Source organism: Massilia pseudoviolaceinigra (assembly GCF_030846505.1).
Classification (GTDB): domain Bacteria; phylum Pseudomonadota; class Gammaproteobacteria; order Burkholderiales; family Burkholderiaceae_D; genus Telluria_A; species Telluria_A violaceinigra.
In genome coordinates this window covers 24,106-32,556 of record NZ_JAVCWL010000054.1, presented here as the reverse complement: position 1 = coordinate 32,556, position 8,451 = coordinate 24,106, and the positions used below count along the sequence as shown (strand labels likewise).

At 63.7% G+C, this 8,451-nt stretch carries 9 protein-coding genes; 2 read left to right on the top strand and 7 right to left on the bottom strand.

Annotation, left to right across the window (positions count from 1 at the left end):
* Positions 1 to 91 precede the first annotated feature (91 nt).
* Positions 92 to 997: a hypothetical protein gene (locus tag RBA40_RS31910; RefSeq protein WP_306652807.1), complete on the top strand. Its 906-nt coding sequence runs from the start codon at positions 92 to 94 to the stop codon at positions 995 to 997.
* Between the two features lie 309 nt (positions 998 to 1,306).
* On the opposite strand, the gene RBA40_RS31905 is transcribed toward RBA40_RS31910, so the two are convergent.
* The 7 genes from RBA40_RS31905 to RBA40_RS31875 all read right to left on the bottom strand — a co-directional run bounded on the left by RBA40_RS31905 (position 1,307) and on the right by RBA40_RS31875 (position 7,629).
* Entirely contained in the window at positions 1,307 to 3,394 is a 2,088-nt protein-coding gene (locus tag RBA40_RS31905) for a flagellar biosynthesis protein FlhA (RefSeq protein ID WP_306652805.1), read from the bottom strand.
* Positions 3,391 to 4,533, bottom strand: coding sequence for an EscU/YscU/HrcU family type III secretion system export apparatus switch protein (locus RBA40_RS31900; RefSeq protein ID WP_306652803.1), 1,143 nt, complete (start codon positions 4,531 to 4,533; stop codon positions 3,391 to 3,393). Before RBA40_RS31900 ends, RBA40_RS31905 begins: the two co-directional genes overlap by 4 nt.
* Positions 4,526 to 5,302 carry a flagellar biosynthetic protein FliR gene (gene fliR, locus RBA40_RS31895; RefSeq protein WP_099874640.1) on the bottom strand — a complete coding sequence of 259 codons (777 nt, stop codon included), beginning with the start codon at positions 5,300 to 5,302 and terminating at the stop codon, positions 4,526 to 4,528. The genes RBA40_RS31900 and fliR overlap by 8 nt, the downstream gene beginning before the upstream one ends.
* A gap of 4 nt (positions 5,303 to 5,306) precedes the next feature.
* Entirely contained in the window at positions 5,307 to 5,576 is a 270-nt protein-coding gene (locus tag RBA40_RS31890; protein ID WP_099874639.1) for a flagellar biosynthetic protein FliQ, read from the bottom strand.
* A 27-nt stretch (positions 5,577 to 5,603) separates the two neighbouring features.
* Positions 5,604 to 6,356, bottom strand: coding sequence for a flagellar type III secretion system pore protein FliP (gene fliP / locus RBA40_RS31885; RefSeq protein WP_306652802.1), 753 nt, complete (start codon positions 6,354 to 6,356; stop codon positions 5,604 to 5,606).
* A complete protein-coding gene (locus RBA40_RS31880; RefSeq protein ID WP_370663847.1) occupies positions 6,353 to 6,646 on the bottom strand; it encodes a FliM/FliN family flagellar motor switch protein in 294 nt (97 codons plus the stop codon). Before RBA40_RS31880 ends, fliP begins: the two co-directional genes overlap by 4 nt.
* Positions 6,647 to 6,744: 98 nt before the next feature.
* Positions 6,745 to 7,629 (bottom strand): hypothetical protein, encoded by an 885-nt coding sequence (locus RBA40_RS31875; protein WP_306652800.1) that lies wholly within the window; start codon positions 7,627 to 7,629, stop codon positions 6,745 to 6,747.
* Between the two features lie 492 nt (positions 7,630 to 8,121).
* On the opposite strand from RBA40_RS31875, the gene fliE reads away from it, so the two are divergent.
* Positions 8,122 to 8,424, top strand: coding sequence for a flagellar hook-basal body complex protein FliE (gene fliE / locus RBA40_RS31870; RefSeq protein ID WP_099882121.1), 303 nt, complete (start codon positions 8,122 to 8,124; stop codon positions 8,422 to 8,424).
* Positions 8,425 to 8,451 lie beyond the last annotated feature (27 nt).

The window sequence follows — 8,451 nt, the reverse complement described above, 5'->3', positions numbered from 1 at the left end:
GGCACGGCCGCCGGCGTAGTCAGCCGGGCAACGACCGAGCCAGCCGGCCACCCGGCTGGCTCTTTTTTTATCCTGACCATGCGTGAACGCCATGTCTACCATTCATTCGCAACCGCTGGGCGCGCCGCTGATTGCACCGCTGGCGCCGCTGTCGCTGCTGCCGGCGCCGGCCAAGGCGGGCGCCGCGGGCATGGGCTTGCCGCTGCCGGTCTCCGAACCGGTGGCCACGGCCGGGTCGGGCGCCGGCCTGCCGGCCAACCTGAACGAAAGCGCCTCGATGCGCACCGACCAGGTCTTCATGGCGCGCCAGCTGGCCTGGCCGGTGCTCGACGGCGCCAGCCTGGCCAACGCCTGGCGCACCATGGTGCGTGCCTACGCGGCCCAGCTGGCCACCTTGCAGCATCAGGGACGGGCCCAGTTCATGTCGGGCAATCTGTTGATGTCGGGCCCTCAGCAAGCCATGCAGGCGAGCGCCGTGCCGCATCAGGCAACCTTGTTGTGGCACCCGGAAGCGTGGCGTTTCGTGCTGCCGGGCGCAGGCGGCCAGCAACTGGCGCTGCGCCTGCTGACCGGCATGCCCGATCCGCCGCCCAGCCGGCGCCAGCGCGCCAAGGCCGCGTTACGGCTCGATGTCGTGCTGGCCGACGGCAGCCATGCCACGGTGCAGCTGGAACTGGTCGATGGCGTCTTGATGGAACTGGCGGCCGAGCATCCGCGCGCGGTGGCGCTATTGCGCCAGGCGCTGCCGGCGCTCAAGCAGGCGATCGAACTGGCCGGTTTGCGCCTGGCGCGTGCCAGCGTCAGGCAGGGAATATGGCCGGGCAAGCCGCTGCAGCAGTATTCGTCCCAGATCAGCGCCGCCCTGCCCCCGCCGCTGTTCCGGGCCATGGCGGAAGTGGCGCTGCTGCTGGCAGGGACCTCCAGGCCGGAGGCGGCGACAACGGTGCGGTTTACCGAGGGGCCGCTGCCGGGCGACATGGCTTACGGTGAACCATGAGCCGTCCTCCCGGTCAGTGTTTCCTGACCGGTGGCTGGCGAACCGGGGCCACTCCTCCGATTATTTCCTAACCGGGATCAGCCCTCCGATTAGAAATAAAAACATTTCGATTCGGAGGTCTGACCCTAATGCCGTGACCCTAATGCCGTGACCCTAATGCCGCTAACTTCAGCTCCGTCATTCCTGCCATTGGCAGAAATGACTTCCCGCGCAGGCGGGAAAGACGGTTTTGAAGTTTGTGGTCAGAAAACGGCTTAACTTAACGGCATTAAGGTCTGGCCCCGGTTCGCCGGCCGCCGATAAGGAAACTTATCCGACTGTTCCGACAATGCTCACATCGCGGTTTTCGGGGATCTCGTTGTAAGAAAGCACATGCAATCCCGGCGCGAACAGGCGCGCGTAGCGCGCCAGCAATGGCCGGATCTGCGGCAGTACCAGCAGCAGCGGCGCACTCTGCTGCTGCTTCATCTGCTCGCGCGCCACCGGCATGTTCAGCTGCAGCTGCGAGAGCAACTGCGGATCGATCGGGAAATTGTCGAGCGCGACTTTCCCGCCCTGGCGCGCCTGGTTCAGGGAACCCAGCAGCATATTCTCCAGCTCGGCCGACAGATTGAACGCCGGCATTTCCTTCTTCTTGCCGAACAGCGCCGTGACGATCTGGCGCCGCAGCGCGCAGCGCACCTCGGCCGCCAGCAAAATCGGGTCCTTGGTCGTTTCCGAGCTGTCGAGCAAGGTGGTGCCGATCACCACGATATCCTTGAGCGACACATTTTCGGCCAGCAGCACGCGGAATACGCGCAGCAGCTGGGTGTGCGTCAGCGCCTTGTCCAGCGCCGACGACAGTTTCGGCGAGAGCGCCGTGAGCCGCTCCAGGATCGCCGGCACGTCTTCATGGCGGAACAAATCCGGCAGGTAATCGCGCACCACCTTCGAGCAGTGCGTGGCGATCGCGCTCGGTACCTCGACCACCTGGTAGCCCAGCCCCAGCGCATGCGCCTTCTCGGCCGGCGCAATCCAGGTGATGGCCATGCCGTAGGCCGGTTCGATTCCGGGAATGCCGTCGAGCTGGCCGTATACCGAGGGCGAGGGAATCGCCATCAGGCATTCCGGCACCACTTCGGCTTCCGCCACCACGGTGCCGCTGAGCATGATCGAATACTGGGTCGGACGCAGCGACAGGTCGTCGCGCACATTGATCGGCGGCAGCAGCAGACCCATCGCTTCCGACAGGCTCTGGCGCACGCCCTTGATGCGCTTGGTCAGCGGCTCGCCCTGGGCGGCGTCGACCAGCCCGACCAGCTTGTAGCCCACCGCCACCGTCAGGGGCTGCACCGCGGGTAATTGCTGCCATTCGAGCTCGGGCGCGCGCTCGTCGCGCAGGGCCGCTTCGATGGCCGCCACCCCGGCCTGGTCGGGGGCCTTGACCATGCGCCCCAGACGCCAGCCCACATAGCCGAGCACGATGGCGAAAATGCCGAACATCATCCACGGCATGCCCGGCACCATGGCCAGCGCCAGCATCATGCCCGAGGCGCTGTACAGCACCGCCGGCGAGGCCAGCAACTGCCCGCCGACCTGCTGTTCAAAATCGCCCGAATCGCTGATCCGGGTCACCAGGATCGCCGCCGCGGCCGACAGCAGCAGCGCCGGAATCTGCGCCACCAGGCCGTCGCCGATGGTCAGCAGCGCATACATGCGGAAGGCGTCGCCGAACGACAGGTTGTGCATCAGCGCGCCGATCGCCACGCCGCCCACCATGTTGATGATCAAAATCAGGATACTGGCGACCGCGTCGCCGCGCACGAACTTCGACGCCCCGTCCATGGCGCCATAGAAGTCGGCTTCGGCGGCCACGTCGCGCCGCCGCACCTGGGCTTTTTCCTGGTTGATCAGGCCGGCGTTGAGGTCGGCGTCGATGGCCATCTGCTTGCCCGGCAGCGCGTCCAGGGTGAAACGCGCCGACACTTCGGAAATCCGTTCGGCGCCCTTGGTCACCACCGCGAAGTTAATGATCATCAAAATCACGAACACCACGAAACCGACCACGAAATTGCCGCCGATAACCACATTGGCGAAGGCTTCGATCACTTTACCGGCCGCGTCGCTGCCCTCGTGGCCGTGCAGCAGCACCACCCGGGTCGAGGCCACGTTCAGGGTCAGGCGCAGCATGGTGGTGCCGAGAATGACGCTCGGGAACACCGAGAAGTCGAGCGGCCGCTTGGCCGAGACCGACACCAGGATGACGATCAGGGCCAGCACGATGTTGAAGGTAAACAGCACGTCGAGCAGTACCGGCGGCAGCGGCAGGATGATCATCGACAGGATCACCAGCAGGAACACCGGCGTGGCAAATTTATGCCGTTTCAACTCGACCAGCAGGCTGTTCAGGAAACTCATGTGGCGGGAACCTCACTCAGATGAGATGGCACGACCACCTCGTTGGGAAAACGTGGCGGCGCGCTGCGCCGGCCGGCGCGGAAAGCGTTCAGTTGCAGCACATAATTGAGCACCTGCGAGACGGCCTGGTACAGCTGGGCCGGAATTTGCTGCTGGACCTGGCTGGTATTGTAGATCGCGCGCGCCAGGGGCGGCAGTTCGAGTGTCTCTATATTGTGCTGGCGTGCAATCTGGCGGATGTACAGGGCCATTTCATCGACCCCCTTGGCCACCACGAAGGGCGCTTCGGCGCGGCTGGACTCATACTTGAGCGCCACCGCGTAGTGTTCCGGGTTGACGATCACTACGTCGGCGGTGGGCACGGTCTTGTTGACGCTGCGGCGCGCCATCTGTTGCTGCAGCTGGCGGATGCGCTGGCGCACCTCGGGCTTGCCTTCGCTGCTCTTGTGCTCTTCCTTCTGGTCGTGCTTGCTCATGCGCTGGTTGCGCGCAAACAAAAACGCCTGCATCGGCACGTCGAGCACGGCGAACATGATGAACACCATGCACATGGCCATCAGGGCGTCGAGCATCAGGCCGGCGCCGGTCGACAGGGCCACGCTGAGCGGCATTTTTTGCAGCTCGACAAAGGCATTCATGCCCGAGCGGCTCACGTGCACCAGCACCCAGCCCAGCACCACCGCCTTGGCCACCGAGGTGGCCACGCCGATGCCGTGCTTGGCCGTGAACAGGTTGCCGAGGTTCTTCATCGGCGAGAGGCGGTTCATTTTCGGTTCCCAGTGCTTGGTGCTGATCACCCAGCCGCCGGGAATGAGGGACGAGAGCACCACCGCGAACGGCACGCCCAGCAGCGGCAGCACCATGCTGATCAACAGCCACATGGCGCTGCTGAAGATGGTCGACATGGCGTTTTCCATGGCCCCGTCCGGGCCCAGCGGAATGAAGACCAGGTCGAACAGCTTGCGAAACGAGATCAGGTAGGTCGGCAGCAGCATGGCGAACAGCTTCAGGCTGATCAGGATGCCGATGGCGGTGCCCAGGTCGCGCGAACGCACCACCTGGCCTTCATCGCGGGCCTTGCGCAGCTTTTGCTGCGACGCCTTTTCGGTCTTGTCGCCACCGCTCGCGTCGTCAGCCATGGGCCGCCTTCATCTGTTGTTGAATCAGTTCGAGCACCTGGTTGCTCATCGCAATGTAGTGTTCGGGAATGAAACGCACGATCTGGACCAGCATCATCAGGCCGAACAGGGTGGTCAGCGAAAAGCCCAGCGAAAACAGATTCAACGACGGCGCCACCCGGTTGAGCAGGCCGAAGCCGAGCTGCACCACCAGGGTCGAAAACACGATCGGCAGCGCCAGCAGCATGGCGGCGGCGAAAATCCAGGCCGCCTTGAGCGCCACGGTATGCAGCAGCACCGGGCCGTAGCCGCCGCCCACCGGCCAGGCCTTGAAGCTGGCCGCCAGCACCCCGGTCAGCACCAGGTGGCCATCGATGGCGAAAAACACGATGATGGCCAGCAGCGACAGCATGCCCGACACCACATCCGAGGCGGTGCCGTTGACCGGATCGTTCATCTGCGCCATCGAAAAGCCGATCTGGCTCGATACCAGGTAGCCGAGCACATTGATCACCGACATGGAAAAGTGCATGGCCAGCCCCAGCACGCCGCCGATCACGGCCTGCTCCAGGGTGGTGGCGATGCCGAGCACGGAAAACGGGTCGACCACCGCATTGCCCGGGGAAAACGGCAGCATCATGAACGACAGCACCAGCGACAGCAGCACGCGTACCGGCAGCGGCACCAGGATGTCGCCCACCACCGGCGCCGACGACAGCAGCGCCAGGTTGCGGATGAACGGCCACCACAGGGCGTTCAGCAGCGGCAGCAGGTAGCCGGCCAGCTCCATGCGCCTAGCCGACCAGGGCGGCGGCGCGCTGGAAGACGGAGACGCAGTAATCCATCAGGTAGGCCGTCATCCAGTGCCCGGCCACGATCACCGCCAGCAGGGTCACCAGGAGGCGCGGCAAAAAGCTCAGGGTCTGCTCGTTGATCTGGGTGGCGGCCTGCACCAGCGCCACCAGCAAACCGGTGATCAGGCCCGGCACCACCAGCACCAGCACCATCAGCATGACGATCTGCAGCGCTCCGACCATCAGGTCCACGGCCACGTCGGGGGTCATCGGCTTTCTCCCATCAAGGTGCGGCCCTCAGAACGGCCGTATGCTGCCGACCAGCGTGTTCACGGTCAGGGTCCAGCCATCGACCAGCACGAACAGCAGCAGCTTGAACGGCAGGGAAATGACCAGCGGCGAGAGCATCATCATGCCCATCGCCATCAGCACCGAGGACACCACCAGGTCGATGATCAAAAACGGAATGAACAGCATGGCGCCGATCTGGAACGCGGTCTTCAGTTCGCTCAAGACGAATGCCGCCAGCTTGACCGTAAACGCGCGCTTCTGGGGCGCCAGGTCGGCCGGTTCGCCCGCCAGGTGCGCCACCTGGGCCAGCGCGGCCTTGCTGGTCTGGGCCAGCATGAAGCGCGAGAGTGGCACTTCGGCCACCTTCAGGGCGTCCTGCATGCCGATCTTGTCCTGGTCGTAGGGGACGAAGGCGTCGCGCCAGATCTGGTCGCCGATGGGGCGCATCACCAGCAGGGTGAGAATCAGGGCCACGCCGGTGATGATGCGGTTCGGCAAACCCTGCTGCAGGCCGAGCGCCTGGCGCAGCAGCGAGAGCACGATCACGAAGCGGGTGAAACAGGTCATCATCATGATCATGATGGGCAATAGCCCAAGCAGGGTCATCAGGACCAGCACCTGCGATTTGACCGTCAGGTCGGTCTTGGCGCCCGGGATCACCCCGGCCAGCAAGTCCTGGGCCGAGGCAGGCGCGCACAGCAGCAGGCCGGCGGCCAGCAAGGCCAGCGCGGCTCCGCGTCCCCGTGCGCCCTTTCTCATGCGGTGATCAGGTCCAGGTCCAGGCCGTCGAGGTCGATGACCTTGAGCCCGTACTGTTCGCCGGCCACCACCACTTCGGCGCGCCCGATCGGGGTGCCGTTGACCTTGATGACGAGCGGCTCGCCCGCCAGCACGTCGAGCGCAATCACGCTGGCCGGCCCGATCGACATCAATTCCTGCAGCGAGATGCGGGCCGAGCCCACTTCCAGGGTCAGGGTCACGGGAATCTTGCGCATCATCTGCGGCAAGTCGCGCTGCGGCCGTTTATCGGCCGCGCGCGGGGCGTCCATGCCCGATGGCACGCCCATTTGAGGTTCATCGATGATCAATTCTTCGTCGATCCCGGCATCCTGGTCCGGCGCCTGAAGTTCGTTCTCGTTGATTTTCATTAGTCGCTATCTTCAAAAGAGGTTAAGCAGAGCGAGCCGTTGTGCTCGGTGACCGCCGCCGTAAACAAGCGCGACTCGGCCAGCAAGACTTCGGCCCGGCCCACCGTCACGGGAATGATGTCGCCCAGCTTGAGCGCAAACAGCGCTTCGAGCGTGATTTCCTTGCTCACCAAACGCCCTTCCAAGGTCACTTGCAATGCCGTGCCGAGCGCCACGCTGGGCCGCGCCGGCGCCCGTTCGCGCGCACGCTCCGGCAACAGCCCAAGCAGCACGCGCGCCACCATGTCCTGGTCCAGCGCCAGCCACAGCTGGCCGCATTCGCCGCTCTGGGCCTGGCGCAGGGTAATGCCGAGCGTCCAGCCATCGGCACTGGGCGGCGCCGGTGGCACGCTGCCCGGCACCAGCTCGGTAGAAGCTGCGCCGGGTTCATTATGCGCTCGCGCAAGGTTTGCATCCACCCGCTTGGATAGGACCGACGCTAGCTGTTGACCTAACACAACTGCGAGGCGTTCTTCCGTGGCCGTCACGCGTACCGTGGAGGGATCGACGGACGGCGCGGGGGCCGCGCCACGGCGCCCATAACGCTGGTTGAGCACGCTAAGCAGCAGGGAGCGTTCGAGCGCGAAGGCGATGCCGCCGGCGTCGCCGGCGCCACTGGTAAAGCCGAGCCAGCGCCCGCTCTGGCTGCTGTCGGGCGGGCCCACGAAACCGCTCGCTTCAAGCTGAAAGCCATCCCAGTAGCGGCGCAGGGCTGGCTGACGCAAGGCGGCGGCCAGGTCCTCGGCAAACTGGGCCGCGAAATGGGGCAGCAAATGGACTGGCCGGCCCAGCAGCCGGGGGTCGAGCACCTGCGGTGATGCCGGCAAGTTTGTCTTATTTATCATGGTCATAAGTAACTCGGCAAGTGCGTGGCAAGGAGGGCAACTCTTTGTTTTGTTTGAGGAAAACAGTATATCAGAGCATGTTTATTTGGTGGATTTAATTTCCATGTGGCATTATAATTGCCGTACGGTAAGTAGATATTTGATGCGTTACGGCAACTAAATCGGGAAATCGGCTCAAGTTCCGACACTCCCGCCCGTTACCAACAGTAAGCGATATCGTTAGGCATTTCGACACCTTTGCTTCTGCTCCAAGAGGTTTAGCGAAATTTGTTGGTTTTACCCGACTCAGCAATAAATCTTTTTGCCGTCGAGCATGTTTTCGTTTGGAATCGCGGCACGGAACGCGCACACTTGGCGCTTCACCGTTCAGGCCGGCTACGACAAAGAATTAGTCGTAACTGTTTGATTATGAACAAAAAATTATGCAGGGATGACAACATGGAAGTCGGAAATACAACATCGAATTCGCTCGCCAGCCAGCTCCAGTCGGAAATGAAAATCCTGGCCAACGATGCGGGCCAAATGGCCGCGCACGCCAACATCGGACCGACCGCCGGCGAAGCACTCCCGGCCGGGTTTTCGTTCACCCAGAGCATGAAAGATGCGCTCGACAGTGTGAACCGCCAGGATGCCCAGGCCGGCCAGAAAATGAACGACGTCGACAGCGGCAAGAGCGACGATCTGGTGGGCGCCATGCTGGCCAGCCAGGAAGCCAGCCTGTCCTTCTCGATGCTCATGCAAGTGCGTAATAAGGTCATGGGTGCCGTGGACGAGCTGATCAAGCTCCCGGTCTGAGCCCCTGTTTGCAACGTTACCTTAACC